15 protein-coding genes are annotated in these 14,793 nt (G+C 66.5%); 7 read left to right on the top strand and 8 right to left on the bottom strand.

Features of this window, described 5'->3' with window-relative positions:
- Nucleotides 1-115 precede the first annotated feature (115 nt).
- The 3 genes from ACWEQQ_RS41050 to ACWEQQ_RS41060 all read right to left on the bottom strand — a co-directional run bounded on the left by ACWEQQ_RS41050 (nt 116) and on the right by ACWEQQ_RS41060 (nt 2,944).
- The gene (locus tag ACWEQQ_RS41050; protein WP_452342760.1) at nt 116-1,315 is read right to left on the bottom strand and encodes a cytochrome P450; all 1,200 of its coding nucleotides are present in this window, start codon (nt 1,313-1,315) and stop codon (nt 116-118) included.
- 83 nt (nt 1,316-1,398) lie between these two features.
- Nucleotides 1,399-1,989 carry a TetR/AcrR family transcriptional regulator gene (locus ACWEQQ_RS41055; RefSeq protein WP_452352009.1) on the bottom strand — a complete coding sequence of 197 codons (591 nt, stop codon included), beginning with the start codon at nt 1,987-1,989 and terminating at the stop codon, nt 1,399-1,401.
- A gap of 100 nt (nt 1,990-2,089) precedes the next feature.
- Nucleotides 2,090-2,944 (bottom strand): COG4705 family protein, encoded by an 855-nt coding sequence (locus ACWEQQ_RS41060; protein ID WP_452352010.1) that lies wholly within the window; start codon nt 2,942-2,944, stop codon nt 2,090-2,092.
- A 284-nt stretch (nt 2,945-3,228) separates the two neighbouring features.
- On the opposite strand from ACWEQQ_RS41060, the gene ACWEQQ_RS41065 reads away from it, so the two are divergent.
- Nucleotides 3,229-4,374 (top strand): methyltransferase, encoded by a 1,146-nt coding sequence (locus ACWEQQ_RS41065; protein ID WP_452352011.1) that lies wholly within the window; start codon nt 3,229-3,231, stop codon nt 4,372-4,374.
- 63 nt (nt 4,375-4,437) lie between these two features.
- Here ACWEQQ_RS41065 and ACWEQQ_RS41070 read toward each other — a convergent pair whose 3' ends face one another.
- Nucleotides 4,438-4,665 carry a three-helix bundle dimerization domain-containing protein gene (locus ACWEQQ_RS41070; RefSeq protein ID WP_452345445.1) on the bottom strand — a complete coding sequence of 76 codons (228 nt, stop codon included), beginning with the start codon at nt 4,663-4,665 and terminating at the stop codon, nt 4,438-4,440.
- A 614-nt stretch (nt 4,666-5,279) separates the two neighbouring features.
- Between ACWEQQ_RS41070 and ACWEQQ_RS41075 the strand changes: the two genes are divergently transcribed.
- From ACWEQQ_RS41075 to ACWEQQ_RS41085, 3 genes are all read left to right on the top strand, one after another.
- Nucleotides 5,280-5,648, top strand: coding sequence for a YrdB family protein (locus tag ACWEQQ_RS41075; protein WP_452345446.1), 369 nt, complete (start codon nt 5,280-5,282; stop codon nt 5,646-5,648).
- A gap of 121 nt (nt 5,649-5,769) precedes the next feature.
- A complete protein-coding gene (locus ACWEQQ_RS41080; protein WP_452352012.1) occupies nt 5,770-7,074 on the top strand; it encodes a family 1 glycosylhydrolase in 1,305 nt (434 codons plus the stop codon).
- Between the two features lie 126 nt (nt 7,075-7,200).
- Complete coding sequence (locus ACWEQQ_RS41085; RefSeq protein WP_452352013.1) at nt 7,201-8,124, top strand: universal stress protein; 924 nt, start codon at nt 7,201-7,203, stop codon at nt 8,122-8,124.
- A gap of 12 nt (nt 8,125-8,136) precedes the next feature.
- On the opposite strand, the gene ACWEQQ_RS41090 is transcribed toward ACWEQQ_RS41085, so the two are convergent.
- The 4 genes from ACWEQQ_RS41090 to ACWEQQ_RS41105 all read right to left on the bottom strand — a co-directional run bounded on the left by ACWEQQ_RS41090 (nt 8,137) and on the right by ACWEQQ_RS41105 (nt 11,804).
- Nucleotides 8,137-9,324 carry an AI-2E family transporter gene (locus ACWEQQ_RS41090; RefSeq protein WP_452352014.1) on the bottom strand — a complete coding sequence of 396 codons (1,188 nt, stop codon included), beginning with the start codon at nt 9,322-9,324 and terminating at the stop codon, nt 8,137-8,139.
- A 188-nt stretch (nt 9,325-9,512) separates the two neighbouring features.
- Entirely contained in the window at nt 9,513-9,935 is a 423-nt protein-coding gene (locus ACWEQQ_RS41095) for a ribonuclease domain-containing protein (RefSeq protein ID WP_452352015.1), read from the bottom strand.
- Nucleotides 9,936-10,429: 494 nt separating this feature from the next.
- Nucleotides 10,430-10,921, bottom strand: coding sequence for a nuclear transport factor 2 family protein (locus ACWEQQ_RS41100; protein WP_452352016.1), 492 nt, complete (start codon nt 10,919-10,921; stop codon nt 10,430-10,432).
- 256 nt (nt 10,922-11,177) lie between these two features.
- Nucleotides 11,178-11,804, bottom strand: coding sequence for a TetR/AcrR family transcriptional regulator (locus tag ACWEQQ_RS41105; RefSeq protein ID WP_452352017.1), 627 nt, complete (start codon nt 11,802-11,804; stop codon nt 11,178-11,180).
- Between the two features lie 129 nt (nt 11,805-11,933).
- Here ACWEQQ_RS41105 and ACWEQQ_RS41110 point away from each other — a divergent pair, with 129 nt between their 5' ends.
- The 3 genes from ACWEQQ_RS41110 (at nt 11,934) to ACWEQQ_RS41120 (ending at nt 14,791) form a co-directional block, all read left to right on the top strand.
- Nucleotides 11,934-12,671, top strand: coding sequence for a hypothetical protein (locus ACWEQQ_RS41110; protein WP_452352018.1), 738 nt, complete (start codon nt 11,934-11,936; stop codon nt 12,669-12,671).
- A gap of 27 nt (nt 12,672-12,698) precedes the next feature.
- Complete coding sequence (locus ACWEQQ_RS41115; RefSeq protein WP_452352019.1) at nt 12,699-13,247, top strand: DUF302 domain-containing protein; 549 nt, start codon at nt 12,699-12,701, stop codon at nt 13,245-13,247.
- Nucleotides 13,248-13,507: 260 nt separating this feature from the next.
- Nucleotides 13,508-14,791, top strand: coding sequence for a diguanylate cyclase domain-containing protein (locus ACWEQQ_RS41120; protein ID WP_452352020.1), 1,284 nt, complete (start codon nt 13,508-13,510; stop codon nt 14,789-14,791).
- Nucleotides 14,792-14,793 lie beyond the last annotated feature (2 nt).

A 14,793-nucleotide genomic window follows, 5' to 3' on the forward strand; every position in this document is an offset into this window, starting at 1 on the left:
CCGGCGCGCCACGACCTGGTCGCGGTGCGCAAACGTGGTGCCGGGACGGATCTTCCGGCGAACGCGTAGGTTTCGCCGTGGGCGGCTCACCGACAGGGCCGCCCACGGCCGGGCACTACCAGACGACCGGCAGCGCTTTCGGGCCGCGCAGCAGCATGCCCGACTTCCATTCCACTTCGTCGGCCGGCACCGCCAGGCGCAGGTTCGGGAAGCGGCGCAGCAGGGCGGTCAGCGTCACGTGCAGTTCGAGGCGGGCCAGTTGCGCGCCCACGCAATGATGGAAGCCGTGGCCGAAGGCCAAGTGCGAGTTGTGATGTCGGGTCAGGTCCATGGTGTCCGGATCCGGGAAGACCGTCTCGTCGCGGTTCGCGATCGCCAGATCCACGAAGACGGCCTCGCCCGCGCGAATGAGCGTGCCCGACAGTTCGACATCCTCGACGGCGATGCGCGGGAACGCGCCGCCATTGCCGAGCTGGATGTAGCGGAGCAGCTCCTCGATGGCGGCCGGGACGAGATCGGGATCCGCACGCAGCCGGTCCCATTCGCCCGCGGTGAGCAGGACATAGACGAAATTGGCGATCTGATTGGCCGTGGTCTCGTGACCGGCGACCAGCAGGGTGAGGCCGAGCGTGATCAGTTCGTCCTCGCTGAGCCGGTCATCGTTGTCGCGGGCCGCCACGAGTGCGCCGAGCAGATCATCGGCGGGGTGGGCGCGGCGCTCGGCGATCTGCTCGGTCAGGTATTCGGCGACGGCGGCCAACGCGGCCACCCGTTCCTCGTCGGGGACGGCGGTCGTGGACATGATCGCGTCGGAGAAGTCGCGGAAACGATGCTGGTCCTGCGGTGGCACGCCGAGCATTTCACAGATGACGGTGACCGGCACCGGGAGCGCCAGCGCCTCCACCAGATCGGCGGGTGAGCCGGCCGCGGCCATGGCCGTCAGCATGTCCTCGACGATCTCCTCGGTGCGCGGGCGCAGCTCCTGCACGCGACGGGTGGTGAACGCGGTCATGGTCAGCTTGCGGAGCCGGGTCAGCTCCGGCGGGTCCATGCTGGTCGGAATGTTCGGCATGGCCGGTGTCTCGCGCACCCGCGGCACATCCTCGCGGCCGACCGTGGCGGCGCGGCCGAACCGGGGATCGCTGAGCACCGAGCGCACGTCCGCGTACCGGGTGACGAGCCAGGCCTCGCCGCCGTAGGGCAGCCGGACACGGGAAATCGGTTCCTCGCGGAGCAGTTTCAACGCCGTCGGATGCGGATCGAGCCGGACCGGATCGCCGAACGGATAGTGGCGGACTTCGGTAGGTGTGGTCACGCGAAACTCCTTCTGGTGTAAGCAAATGCTTACACCGGTCGATCGTAGGAGTGCTCCACCCAACCGTCAACGCTCGATTTCCGTTATGACGGAGGGAAATTCGTACTCACCCGGTCCAGCAGGACACGTGCCGAACGCAGGACGTGATCGGCGACAATGGCCGGGTCGGCGCTCGCCAGCGGCTCCCAGTGATAGACCGATCGCAGCAGACCGATGCCCAGCAGCCAGGCCACCACCAGATCGGCCCGCAGTTCGGCGTCCGGGCCGTCGCCGAGTTCGGACAGCGCCCGCACGTATCGTTCGTCCAGCTCTCGCCGGATCACCGACACGCCGCTGGCATGTCCGCTCGATCGCAGCGCGGCCTGCAGCCAAAGCTGTTGATCCGCTGCGGTATTCAGCATCCCGGCCAGCAGCCGGCCGAGCAGCTCGTCCGCGGGGCCTTCCGACAGCACCCGATGGCCGCGATCCGCGACGACCGCCCGGAACAGCTCGTCCTTGTTTCCGAAGTATCGGAACAGCAGCGCCTGATTCGCTCCGGCCCGGGCCGCGATCTCGCGCACGGTCGTGCCCTCGAAACCCTTCTCGGCGAACACCTCCCGCGCCGCGGTCAGCAGGGCCGAACGGGTGGCATTGGCATCCTTGTGCCGTCCGCTCGCGTCGCTCCCGGTATCCATTCGCCCTCCGATGTCGCCGCGCCGACGCGCGGCTCGTACGCCGTCGGCTCCTGCCGCGACCATAGACTCGGCGGCGACGGCAGTGCCGGGCTACCGCGTCTCACCCTTCGCGTCGGAGACCACCGGCGGTGCGCTCCGCATCGACGGCGGCGACGCCCACTCGATCCGGTTGGAGCCCGGTGACGGTGCGTATTCTCTTGTAGCTGTAGGTGATTCCCGCAACGAGAATGATCAGCAGGACGGCGGTGGTGCCCCAGGTGCCGAAACCGAGCCCGCCCTTGTCGTGCGATTTGGACAGCAGATCGCCCACCGTCGCACCGAGCGGCCGGGTGAGGATGAACGCAAGCCAGAACAGCAGGACCCCCGAGATCCGGGTCAGGTAATGGGCGGCAAGCAGGGCGGCCATGACCGCGGCGATGAGCAGCGCGCCCCCGCCGTAGCCGAGCCCGGAGCTGTCGGAGAGGTAGTCGCCCAGGGAGGTACCCAGTGTGTTGGACAGCAGAATGGCCGCCCAGTACAGCAGTTCGCCACGCGTGCTGGTGATTCCGGTGACGTCGTAGGTCTGGCCGCTGAGCTTCCAGATGACGAAAACGACGGCCAGTCCAGTGATCAGGACGGCCGCGCCCGCGCCGTAGCCCAGGCCGCCGTCGGTGGAGGTGCCCGAGCCCGGGCCGCGATTGAGGAAATCGGAGATGGTGGTGCCGGCCGTGCTGGTCGCGGCGATCACGGTCCAGTACAGCGCGGGATGGAACCGGCGGGCCCGCAGCTGGGAGACCAGGCTGACGGCGAAGATACCCAGAAACAGCATCGACGCCGCCGCATATCCGAGGTTCAGGGTCTGGGCCAGCAGATCCCCACCGGTCTCGCCGAGCGTGGTCGCCGCGATCTTCAGCACCCAGAACAGGGCGGTGACCTGGGGGAGCTTGTAGTTCGTATGCGGTTGCGCCGCGGGCATGCGGATCCCTTTCGAACAGTCGGTTACCGGACACCGGGAAGTCTGCCCGGCAGTCGCTGAGAAGGCGCTGAGACACGTCCGATCCGGGCGTGTGCGATCATGGCGACGGACATCTGACGGAGGGACCGACCGTGGGCATGGGAATGGTGCTGGGCGACAACCGCTCCTGCGCTTCGATGCGGGAACGGTCCGAATCGCCCTCGTTCTGACGGAAAGTCGCTCTCCGGACTCCTGCCTCGAAGCGTCGCCGGTCCCAGGCACCTTCGTTTCCGCAGGAGTTCGTCATGTCCACCCTCAGCTGGACCGAGAATCGATCGGTCCACACCGCCCACTGGCATTCCGAGAACGGGGCTCCGGCCCCGGAACGCATCGTCGTCGCCGACGACCGCATGACCGCGCAGACCGCCCACCGGCTCGCGCGGGCGGGCACGGGCCTGGTGTGGCGCGGGGATTTTCACAATGCTCGCCAGTTGCTGCTAGCCCTCGACCGTCGTCTGCGGCGAGCCGCGCGGCCGGGTGGGCGCGAAAGCAGTCCGGCAGCGGTGTTCCAGCAGCAGCGTGCCGCGCAGGCCGAGCGCGCCGAGATACTCGGCAGGCTGCTGATCGTGCTCGAACCCGGTTACTCTCTCGAGCTACGGCGTGCGCCCGATGTTCGGTCGGCGTGCGAACACGCATACGCGGCGGTCCGCCCGAATTGCCCCGCTATCCAGCGGATGTGCGTGTCGCTGACCGAGCTGCTCGGGGTGCTCAGCGCCTATCAGTGGCATCGGAACGGCGTCGAGATTCCCGCGCTGGGGGCGCGCATCCATCCTGACTACGGCGTGTTCTCCCCGGTTCGCGGCGAGTACGTCGATCTCGTCGCCGGCGCGCCGTTTCCGGCGAATGCGCAGCGGCCCTCGGTATTCGATCTCGGCACGGGGACCGGGGTGCTCGCCGCGGTCCTGGCCCGGCGCGGTGCGCGGGTGACCGCCACCGATATCAATCCTCGCGCGGTGGCCTGTGCCGAGGCGAACCTGGACCGCCTCGGCCTCACCGCCCTGGTTCGGGTCGGGCATTCCGATCTGTGGCCCGAGGGTCGTGCGGACCTGATCGTCTGCAACCCGCCCTGGCTGCCGGCGCACCCGACCTCAGCGCTGGAGCTCGGCATCTACGACCCCGGATCGACTGTGCTGCATCGCTTCCTGGACGGATTGCACCACCACCTCGCCCCGCACGGTGAGGGCTGGCTGATCCTCTCCGACCTCGCCGAACGCCTCGAATTGCGCAGCCGGGACGAGTTCCGTGCCCGTATCGCCGCCTCCGGGCTGCGCGTGGCGGCCCGGTACGACACACCTCCGCGACATCCGCGAGCGTCGGACAGCAGCGATCCTCTGTACGAGGCCCGGCGGGGTGAGGTCACCTCATTGTGGCGACTGGTGCCAAACGACTGATCGGTCCGAGCGGTGGTGCCGGCTCCCCCCTACCGGAGCCGGCACCACCGCTGGACAACCCTGCTACCCGTCGACCCGCACGGCCGAGCTGTAGCACACCCGACGGCTCAACTGCCGCTCGGCGATCCGCTCCACCAGCAGCGGAATGAACTCCCGAACCCGGTGCCCCTCGAAATCCCGATGAATACCCCGAACCACCTCCCCGACGACCCGAGCCGCCAAATCAGGAAATCGATTGGACAGCCGCGCGGCAAGGTCGCTCATCTGCTGCTCTTCATCGGATTCCGTCATACCGTGAGTTCGCCTCCATCACCAGCGTTCGTGCGCCGACACCCGTCCCGTCCCAACGGATGACCAGCGAAGTGGACAACGGTCCGGGGTGCGCTCACCCCGGACCGTGCCCCTCGAGTGTTGCGGCAAAGAACGAGCTTTTCGCCCCGGAACCGCTTTCTGGCACATTTTGTCGCGCACTAGGCACACCAGGTCCTGGCCGCTTGCGGATGAGAAATGCAAATGAAATTTCATTTGCAACAACGCCATTCGAATCGGTACCGGCACTGCCAGAGCTATCGGGTGGGAAGCGGCCGGGCTCGTTCCCGAACCTCGGCCAGATGCTCCCGCGCAGTCCATTCGTTGAGCCACGCAGGGACCGGCAGGCTCGGCGCCGCGACACCGCGGTCATCACGGGCGGCACCGCACCGCTCAGCGTGCCGAACAACCGGGCAAAGACGACCAAATCCTGTCCGCTACAACAGATTCTGCCGGGAGGACGGCTGGCCGCGAGCTCATTGTCACGTTCGGTCACCTTTTCGGCGCGAATTGACCACCGGGCGGGGCGGTGGCTGCTCGTAGGGTCGGTGGGTGTCCTCGGGCGAGATGGGGATGTGAATGATGAGGATTGTCGGATGTCGTTGAACCCGTTCATGCTCGGTGTGCGATTTCTGCTCGAGCTGACCGCTGTGGTGTCGTTCGGAATTCTGGGGTGGCGAGGGTTCGATGCGCCGTGGCGGTTTGTGCTGGTGTTGGTACTGCCGATCGTGGTGGCGGCGGTGTGGGGGACGTTTGCCGTGCCGGGGGATCCGAGCCGGAACGGGGAAGCGACGGTTGCCGTGCCCGGCGTTGTGCGGCTGGTGATCGAAGTGCTCGTGCTGGGTGGCGGGGCGGTCGCGCTGTGGGGTGCGGGGCTGTCGATGGCGGCGCTCGTGTCGGCGGTTGTCTTGGTGTTGTACCAGGTCCTCGCGTATGACCGAGTCGGCTGGCTGATTGCGCATTGAGTCGAGCTCTCGTCGTGAGCGGTCCGAGGGCTGTGTGACTTTCCGGATGCGGGACCGAGAACGGGGTTCGATCTGGTCAGAGTGCCCCGAGACCGGTTCTCCGGGAGGTAATCTCGATGCGATGGGACAACGTGCACTGTTCACACTGGCAGGTATCGTTCTCACCGCCTGGTGCATGGTCGCCACGCCCGGCAGGGTTGCCGCCGATCCGGGGCTACCGCCGGTGGGCGGCAATTTCCTCTGGGGAGTGTCCAGTTCCGGGTTTCAGAGTGAAGGCTTCGCGCCGGACAGCAATTGGAGCCGTTACGCGGGATCCGGACGCGCCGAGGACTACCGCAATTCGGTCGACTTCTTTCATCGCTACGATGAGGATATCCAGCACGCGGCCGACCTCGGTGTCGGCGTCTACCGGATCAGCGTGGAATGGGCCCGGGTGCAACCGAATCCGGGCGAATGGGATTTCTCCTTCTACGACAGCATGATCGCGCGGATTCGCGCGGCCGGAATCCGGCCGATGATCACGCTGGACCACTGGGTGTTCCCGGGCTGGGAGGTCGATCGCGGCGGCTGGCGCAACCCGGGCATGGTCGATGACTGGCTCACCAACGCCCGCGCGGTCGTGGACCGCTACGCGCACTTCGATCCGCTGTGGGTCACCTTCAACGAGCCGCTCGCCTATGTCGGAAAAGAGCAGCAGATCGGCGATCTCGGCGCGCTCGACGTCGCACCCATGATCGATCGGATGGTCGCCGCGCACCGCGCGATCTACGACCACATCCACCTCCGGCAGCCCGGCGCGATGGTCACGAGCAATATCGCCTTCTCGGCCATCGGCACGGCACAAGCCGACGCGTCGTTCGTCGACCGGATCGCGGACAAGCTCGACTACATCGGAATCGATTACTACTACGGCGGATCCCTGACCAATCCGCCGAATCTGGCGGCCCTGCTGACCAACCAGCCCTCGAGCCTCGTCCTCGAACCCGACGGCATCTACTACGTCCTGCGCCGATACGCGCAGAAGTTCCCGGGCCGCCCCCTCTACATCGTCGAGAACGGCATGCCCTCCGACAACGGCTCACCCACCACCGACGGCATGACCCGCGAGGACGACCTGCGCGACACCGTCTACTGGGTCCAGCGCGCCAAGGCCGACGGCATCAACGTCATCGGCTACAACTACTGGAGCATCACCGACAACTACGAATGGGGCAGCTACTCACCACGTTTCGGCCTCTACACCGTCGACGTCACCACCGACCCCACCCTGACCCGCCACCCCACCGCCGCCGTCCCCGCCTACCGCGACATCGCCACCTCCGGTGGCGTCCCCGCCAACTACCTCCCCACCCGCCCACCGGCCCTCTGCTCCATCCAGGACCTCCCCTCCAGCTGCTTCAACCCGGTAACCGTCCCGGGCCGCTGACCCACACCCCGCTGCCTGCCACTTGTAGTGGCGATTCCAGGTCGGGGTGGTGGGCGGTGCTATGTTCAGGTTCGCGAGACCCACTGGTTCTGCTCGGTTCACGGCATCCCAGGAGGTGGGCAAGTCATGAGTTCCCCGAAGTCGCGCGATCCGCACTCGATATCCACCGCACCGATCGTGGTCGGCGTCGATGATTCTCCGGCCGCGCTGTCGGCCGTGCGCTGGGCGGCGGAGACCGCGGCGGCGCACGGCCGCGAACTGTTGATCGCGCACGGCACGAACGTGAATGTGATCGTGGGGGTGATGAGCACCTTTTCGAGTGTGAATTCCGAAGTCGAGCAATCGATTCAGGCTTTCGGCGCCGATCTGGTGGCACAGGCCCGGGAGGTCGCCGAAAAGGCCGCGCCGGCCGTGATGGTGCGCACCGAGGTGTCCCCGCAGCATCCGGCGAGGATGTTGATCGACCTCTCTGCCACCGCCCATATGACGGTGGTCGGCGGTCCGGCCGAACGCCGGGGCCTGAACCGGATCGGTTCCATCCTGATCTCGGTGGCGAGCCAGGCGGCCGGATCGGTGGTCGTGGTGCGCGACGACGACCCCGAATGGGTGGACCGCCGCACGGCGCCGGTCGTGGTCGGCGTCGACGGCAGCCCGGTCAGCGACGCGGCGGTCGGCGCCGCGTTCTACGAGGCGTCCGTGCGCAACGCGCGGCTCGTGGCTGTGCACGCGTGGAGCGACCTGTACCTGGCCCGGTACTCGGGATTCATCGACACCTCCATCGAGGCCGCGCAAGCGACCGAGGCGGAGCGGGCGCTGCTGGTCGAACGGCTTGCCGGGTGGCAGGAGAAGTACCCCGACGTCGAGATCACCCGTGACATCCACCTCGCCGATCCGGTCGAGCACCTGCTGACCTGGTCCGAGGGGGCCCAGCTGCTGGTTGTCGGCAGCCGCGGCCGGGGCGGGTTCGCCGGCATGCTGCTCGGCTCCACCAGCAATGCGCTCGTGCAGCGCGCGAACTGTCCGGTCATGGTGGTCCACCCGGAGTCGTAAGCGGCAGGTGGGCTATTCGGCGTTCGGGGCTCGGTGTCGGGAACGAGTTCGGCGTGCGGGTTCGGGTGCCGGTGGGATCTCCACGTCGTAGCGACGGACGTACGCGGCCAGGAAGGCTTGCGCGGTGGCTGTCACCGGGATGGCGAGCAGTGCGCCCGTCGCTCCGAACAGCGCCGCGCCGGCGAGAACCGCGCCGAAGGCGACCGCGGGATGCATGTCGAGGGTGGTCGCGGTGATGCGCGGCTGTAGGACGTAGTTCTCGAATTGCTGGTAGACGACGATGAATCCGAGAATCCACAGCGCCGACCGTGGATTGTGGGCCAGCGCCACCAGCACCGGCAGTGCACCCGCGAGGTAGGTGCCCACGGTCGGAATGAACTGGGACACCACGCCCACCCACAGCGCGAGTGCGAACGCCGACGGAATGCCCAGCACCCGCATCGCCGCATAGTGCGCCAGCGCCGAGCAGAACGCGAGCAGCGCCCGCGAGTAGATGTAGCCGCCCGTCTTCTCGACCGCGATATCCCAGGCGCGCAACACATGTCGCTGCCGCTGCGGCGGCAGGAGCGAGCACACCGCATTGCGGAAGCGCGGTCCGTCCGCGGCGAAATAGTAGGTGAACAGCAGCACGCCCAGGCCCTGGAACAGCACGCCGAGTGCCGTGGTGCCGATGCCCCAGACGTCGTCGGCCAGGTCCAGCGCCCAGGACCGCAGTTTCGAGCTGATGTCCGAGGTGCGATCGGTGATATCGGTGACCGAGAGGTCGGTGTGGAACGTGCTGTTGATCCAGGTGACCGCACTGTGCATATCCCGCGGCAGGTTCTCGATCAGTGTCGTCACCTGACCGACCACCAATTCGCCCATGGTCCAGACGAATCCGACCAGCACCACGGTCACCACCACGAACACCGCCAGCGTCGCCGCACCGCGTTTCCAGCGGCGCGCGGCCAGCCAGTTCACCGCGGGTTCGATGGCGAAGGCCAGGAACAACGACACCACCAGCACCGTCAGCAGACCGCGCAGGCGCATCAGCCCCCAGAAGGTGATGACGATCCCGGCCACCGTGGCCGCCGCCAGCAGATAGGCCCGCGGCAACCAGGCCGGGATCACCGACGCGACCAGCCGGTCCGGCCTGACCTCCGCGGCAGCGTCGTCGGGGCTCCGCTCCCGCTCTCCGGAGTCGGATTCGTCCTGGGGCACTCCGCAAACGTACTGGCGTCCGGGCGATCAGCGCCGCAGTGCGCGTGTGCCCGCGTGTTCCGGCCGCGCGGAAGCTGCGGCAGCCCAGCGCCGACGGTCGCTCGATCGAGCGGAATCCCGCCTCTGCCGCGGTCATACCCTCGAACCTGCCACATCTTCGAGCCGCTACTCCACGTGGCGCAGTGCGATCAGCGCATTCTCGTGAAACTGGCGTAGTGATCGCCTGTGTACCACGCCGAACCGTCGTTGCCGGTCACGATCCGCTCCGCATCGCGGGATCGGCCTGGTTGTTTGCAGTTGACATCCCACTCCAGATAGTCGACACCATCGGGCAACTGGCCGCCTCTGTTCTGCCATGTGGTACCGCCCTTGGTTCCGGGACAGTCGGTCGGGGGCCAGGTGCCTTGGTCGATCAGACTCAATGTTGTCCAGGCTCGCTGGGGAATCGTGGAGTCCACCAGGTGTACCTCGACGCCGGCCACCGTCGAGTGCTGGGCCACTCGCTCCGTGTGCCCGCCTGACAACAGCAATGCCACCGTGGCGAGTGCAACCGAAGCGATAGCAATTGCCTTACCCCACAACGTTCTCAACGCGATCGTCTCCACCGTCATGAGTGCCCACGGTGTCATATGGGTCTGAATCGGCCCTCACGTCGAGCTGTCGTACGGGTGAATGCGGACCGGATGGAACAGGCTCGCGGCCCCCGCCGCCCCATGGCCCGCCATCGATCTCACATCTCCGTCACGCTCAGCTCGACCCCTGCCGCGGTGAGTCGCTTCTTCAGGGGCGTGCCCATGGCCACGGCCACTGTCAACACGCCGCCGCCAGCCCACCGGTCATGGTGGACGTGGCAGCAAGCCCCACCGGTCCCCGGCCGGTGTAGATCAGCTCGGAATCGCGAGAACCGATGCCCCTCAATCATTCTCGATGCCGCGATCGTGATCGTCTACGCGGTACCCTATCTCGCCGTCGCCGGTGTGTGCTGGTGCGAACGTCGCACGCGCTCGAAGACTTTCGCCCCAGCCGTGCCCCGCGAGCCGCATGGTCACCATGTCGCCGCGGTGAGATACCACCGCTAACCGGTGCAGGTCGATGCGGTGGGCGACTACATGGAGGGTTTGACGATGTACTTCATCTCGACCTGCGGAGCGGACAACATCACGCCCCCGGCTCGGATCCATTCACCGATGACGCGGGCGGCGTCGCGCGCCGGGTTGTAGATGTCCTCTTCGCTGGCGAACAGGCCGTCACCCGCGTAGACCAGGCGGGTCGTATTGGGGAACCAGAACTCGACACCCTCCTCGGTGGGATGGTCGAGAAGGTTCTTGATACCGACCACAATGGCGTCATTGTCCTCGTCATAGGCGACCCACTCGTGCGGAAAGCGCATGTGCGGGAACGGCTTCATGACCTCGATGATCCACGCACGCACATCCTCCCGATGATGGAAGGTGCCGTAGGCGTGCTCGATGTACTCGACATCCTCGACGAACAGATCCGCGAACGGCCCCCAGTCCCCGGTCTCGGAACAGCGGTCGACGACCCGGCTGTAGTGGTGCAGCGCTTCTTCCAGCTCGGCCCGGCTGAATTTGCCCATGGTGCATCTCTTTTCGTCGGTGCGTGCCGATCCGGCACACACCCACGAATTAATCACTATCGCTTAAATCCGTCAAGCGGCCGTCCATCGTGAACAGTTGAGACTCGCGACGCCGATGTTCAGAGCCGGATCGACGCGGTCGCAGGCGCGTTGCCGCCCGGTGATTCGGGCCATGCTCTCTGTATCAAACCTGGCTTCCGTCGCCCATGGTCTGATTCTTTTGTGTGGACGGGAGGCTTCGTTCACCGGGCGTGACTTACAGGGTCAAGAGGCCGCGCTCGATTGCGTCCAGTACTCGCTCGAGTGAGTCTTCGATGTGCTCGGGTGTGGCGGGGAGTGGGCCGTCGAGGAGTAGGCCGGCGAGGCCGTGTACTGCTGACCATGCGGCTATTTCGGCGCCGGGGCGGCGGATTGGGTTGAGCAGGCCTGCGGTTTGGGCTTCGTCGAGGACCTGGCCGAGGATTTCGAAGGGGCCGCATTCTTCGGTGGGGAGGGCTGCTGGGGGAAGCTCGGGTGCCGGGGGATAGGCGATGAAGGCTGTGCGGAACAGGCCTGGTTCGGCGAGGGCGAAGTGGACGTAGGCGGTGCCGACTGCGCGGAGGCGGAGGCGGGGATCGTTGGTGCGGGCTACTTGGTGGCGCATCTCGGCGGCGAGGGCCTGGCGAGCGTGATGTGCTACCTCGGCGAGGAGTGCTTCTCGGTCGGTGAAGTGGCGGTAGGCGGCTGAGTGTGTCACGTCGGCGGCTCGCGCGGCTTCGCGGAGGATCACTCGGTCTGGGCCGCCCTCGCGGGCCAGGGCGATACCGGCCTCGATCAAGGTCGCGCGCAGGGCGCCGTGGTGGTACGGCTTCGCACGATCGCGACTGGTGGTGGCCTGACCCATGGGGTAAGGATTTCACGGATGCAGGATGTTGACAACGGTCACATTTTCTCGCACACTCGGATGTAACCAGTGGTTACATCCTGCTGGTTCGACTGAACGGCACTCTTGAAACACCGAGCGGAGCATGTAATGTCCTCTGCCCCTATCTATCTCTGGGCGCTCGAGATCATCGGGCTGGTCGCGATAGTTCTTGTCACCGCCCGCACCTTGCGGTCGTCGGCCATCGAGGTCGGCATCGACAGGGTTGTGGCGCAACGAATTTCGATCGTCTTCTATGCCAGCTGGATGGCTTGGACGGCCACGGTCGTCGTGCTGGCGGCCAACAACGTCCTACGGCTGCACGAGGACACGGTCAAACCGTGGCTGGGCGTGGCGATCCTCGCGCCGATCGTCGTCCTGCTGGCGAGTTCCCGACTACCGCTGATCCAGCGGATGCTTTCTCATCCAGGTATTGCCGCAACGTTGGTCCGGCCGCACGAAGCGCGCTTCATCGGCATCGTCTTCTTGACCGCAATGGCGTTAGGTGAGTTGCCGCCTGCATTCGCGTTCCCGGCCGGAATCGGTGACATAGCAATAGGTCTGGCGGCGTCATGGTTGATCCGCAGTCCACATGCTGCAGGTCGAACCCGAAGTATCCTCTGGCTCAACGTATTCGGATTGATCGACTTCCTGTACGCCTTCGCCGTCGGATTCCTGGGCGGACCGGGGCGTACCCAGCTGCTGCACCTGACGCCATCGACACAGCCACTGTCGATGCTGCCGTTGGTGCTCATCCCGACGACCGGAGTCCCCATCCTGTTCGTCTTCCACGTCATCTCGCTGGCCAAGCTGCGGGCCACCGTGCCCGTCGCGGCCGTCCCGGCCTGACTACTCCACGGCAGAAAAGGAAGCACAATGAGCACCACCCCCATCGACAAAAGCGCTCGCGTCCAACGTGTTCGGCACGAGGTGAACCGGATCACCATCGCAGTCGACGCCACGTTCGAGGAGCTGCGTACGCGTTTCGAGCAGCTGGTCCCCGACATCGAACTCGACGAGCTGAGCCAATTGATCGCAACCGGTGATCTGGAACGGGTGAAGAAGTACACCGAAGCGCGAACACCGAACTCCTTCGCCAACTTCTGGACCTTCGACCCGACTGCCATGATGGCGCTGCGGGGGAGCACCGCACAGTTGGTCACCTTCATGGTGGGCAACAACCTGATCGCGGAACGCATGTTCCGCCACGATCCGGGCGTGATGCTCTACGCACCGATCCGCGTCGCCATCTACACCGACAACGATCGGACGTTCGTCAGCTTCGACCAGCCGTCGACCCGCTTCGACACCTTCGGCGACGAGAACATCACCGCGGTCGGCCGACTCCTCGACGAGAAGATCGCCGCGCTGCTGACGCTCCTCGGCGTAGAGGTGCCGGACGAACTATCCCGGCAGACCGTGTAGTTCGCCCGGCCGCCTGGAAACTAGCTATGCCGGAGACGAATCCCTTGATGATCGGACGAACCCCGTCTAGCACTCAGGGGCCAGCGTCTGCGTCGGAGTCTATTGTGCGGTCTGTGCCACCAGCGCCGATCTGCGGCGATTCCAACGTGGCGTCGTTCAGGTACTCCGCGTGGGTGCTGTGATCGGTAGATTTGCTGAAGGATTACCGCCTGACGGGCCCGTGGTGTGCGCGGAGGCGGGGCAACGATCAAAGGGCGCTGATGAACGATGCCGGGCAGGTGGCAGGGCTGTGGTGGCGGGCGTTGACCGACCGCGGGTGGTCGGCCGACCGAGAGCTGCTGGGACAGTATGCCGCGGAAGTGATCACCGGGGTGGCTGCGGAGGAGTTCGAACCGGGGGTGGGGGCTCGGGTGGGTGCGGCGCTGGCGGATCTCGGTCTCACGGATCCGGATGTGCCGCTGATCTCCGCGCGGGTGCTGTACACGGTGGTGGATCACGGCGCCGAGAGTGAAGCGGGACAACGGCTCGCCGCGGTGCTGGCGGCGCTGGGCTCGGGACATCGAGCGCGGTCGCTCGATATCAGGCACGCCGCGGCGCCGGACGCGGGCGGTCCGGCGCGCGAGCCCTTGAGCCCCGATGTCTACCGGATCATGTTCGAACACGTCTCGGTGGCCGCGGCCATCGGCGAGGTCGACGGCACTCTGCTGGTCGCGAACAAAAGGTTCACCGACCTGATTGGAATTCCGTCGGAGATCGTGCACGACATCTCGGTCTTCGACCACAGTCACCCGGACGATCGCGACGACATCCTCGCGGCGGTCTTCGAGAAACTGGTCCCGGCGCGCGGGGGCGCGCTCGAGTTGGAGCACCGATTCTTTCGCGCCGACGGGAGCATGGGCTGGGCCGCGTTCAAGGTCACCTATATCCAGGGGGCTCCGGGCGACCGGGACTATCTGCTCACCGTCGGTGAGGACGTGACTGAGCGGCACCGGCTGCAGGAGGAACTGCATCGCCAGGCCCGCCACGATCCGCTGACCGGGCTGTCGAACCGACGGCACCTGCTCGAGCGCATCGATGCCATGATCGACAGCTCGGTGCCCGACGATCAGGCCGGGCTGTGCTTCATCGATCTGGACCGGTTCAAGTACGTGAACGACCGGTACGGCCATGGCGTGGGTGATCAGGTGCTGGTCGCCGTCGCGGCCCGGCTCTGGGACGGTGTCGGCGACGAGCGTTGCACGGTGGCGCGACTCGGTGGCGACGAGTTCGTGGTGCTGGTTCCGCCTCCGGCCGGCGGCCGGCGCGTCGCGGCGGTCGCGGACAGACTGCTATCCGCACTGTCGGAGCCCGTCGAGGTCGGTGGCCACCGGCTGGCGGTGTCGGCCAGTATCGGGGCAGTGGTCACTCCGGCCATGGCCACCGACGCCGAAACGCTGCTCGACGCCGCCGACGCGAGCCTGTACCAGGCCAAGACCCACGCTTTGGGCCAGGTGGTGCTACATACCGTCCATCCCGGACCGGGTCCGACACGGCCGCTGCTGTGACT

The organism is Nocardia sp. NPDC004123 (assembly GCF_053603795.1).

What these genes read in the sequence shown, in the direction of transcription:
- ACWEQQ_RS41055 (WP_452352009.1), bottom strand. Translation starts at nt 1,989, where the DNA reads ATGGATACCGGGAGCGACGCGAGCGGACGGCACAAGGATGCCAATGCC.
- ACWEQQ_RS41060 (WP_452352010.1), bottom strand. Translation starts at nt 2,944, where the DNA reads ATGCCCGCGGCGCAACCGCATACGAACTACAAGCTCCCCCAGGTCACC.
- ACWEQQ_RS41065 (WP_452352011.1), top strand. Translation starts at nt 3,229, where the DNA reads ATGTCCACCCTCAGCTGGACCGAGAATCGATCGGTCCACACCGCCCAC.
- ACWEQQ_RS41070 (WP_452345445.1), bottom strand. Translation starts at nt 4,665, where the DNA reads ATGACGGAATCCGATGAAGAGCAGCAGATGAGCGACCTTGCCGCGCGG.
- ACWEQQ_RS41075 (WP_452345446.1), top strand. Translation starts at nt 5,280, where the DNA reads ATGTCGTTGAACCCGTTCATGCTCGGTGTGCGATTTCTGCTCGAGCTG.
- ACWEQQ_RS41080 (WP_452352012.1), top strand. Translation starts at nt 5,770, where the DNA reads ATGGGACAACGTGCACTGTTCACACTGGCAGGTATCGTTCTCACCGCC.
- ACWEQQ_RS41085 (WP_452352013.1), top strand. Translation starts at nt 7,201, where the DNA reads ATGAGTTCCCCGAAGTCGCGCGATCCGCACTCGATATCCACCGCACCG.
- ACWEQQ_RS41095 (WP_452352015.1), bottom strand. Translation starts at nt 9,935, where the DNA reads ATGACGGTGGAGACGATCGCGTTGAGAACGTTGTGGGGTAAGGCAATT.
- ACWEQQ_RS41100 (WP_452352016.1), bottom strand. Translation starts at nt 10,921, where the DNA reads ATGGGCAAATTCAGCCGGGCCGAGCTGGAAGAAGCGCTGCACCACTAC.
- ACWEQQ_RS41105 (WP_452352017.1), bottom strand. Translation starts at nt 11,804, where the DNA reads ATGGGTCAGGCCACCACCAGTCGCGATCGTGCGAAGCCGTACCACCAC.
- ACWEQQ_RS41110 (WP_452352018.1), top strand. Translation starts at nt 11,934, where the DNA reads ATGTCCTCTGCCCCTATCTATCTCTGGGCGCTCGAGATCATCGGGCTG.
- ACWEQQ_RS41115 (WP_452352019.1), top strand. Translation starts at nt 12,699, where the DNA reads ATGAGCACCACCCCCATCGACAAAAGCGCTCGCGTCCAACGTGTTCGG.
- ACWEQQ_RS41120 (WP_452352020.1), top strand. Translation starts at nt 13,508, where the DNA reads ATGAACGATGCCGGGCAGGTGGCAGGGCTGTGGTGGCGGGCGTTGACC.